Source organism: Bacillus sp. mrc49, assembly GCF_002803435.1.
Genome location: NZ_PHNG01000071.1, coordinates 1 through 381 on the forward strand (window position 1 = coordinate 1; position 381 = coordinate 381).

Consider the following 381-nt stretch of genomic DNA (forward strand, 5'->3'; position numbering starts at 1 on the left):
AAGTCTGACGGAGCAACGCCGCGTGAACGAAGAAGGCCTTCGGGTCGTAAAGTTCTGTTGTTAGGGAAGAACAAGTACCAGAGTAACTGCTGGTACCTTGACGGTACCTAACCAGAAAGCCACGGCTAACTACGTGCCAGCAGCCGCGGTAATACGTAGGTGGCAAGCGTTGTCCGGAATGATTGGGCGTAAAGCGCGCGCAGGTGGTTCCTTAAGTCTGATGTGAAAGCCCACGGCTCAACCGTGGAGGGTCATTGGAAACTGGGGAACTTGAGTGCAGAAGAGGAAAGTGGAATTCCAAGTGTAGCGGTGAAATGCGTAGAGATTTGGAGGAACACCAGTGGCGAAGGCGACTTTCTGGTCTGTAACTGACACTGAGGC

Annotated in this window: 1 rRNA gene; it reads left to right on the top strand. The window is 53.0% G+C overall.

The window, feature by feature from the left end:
* A 16S ribosomal RNA gene (locus tag CVN76_RS00520) occupies positions 1 to 381 on the top strand; the annotation flags it as partial.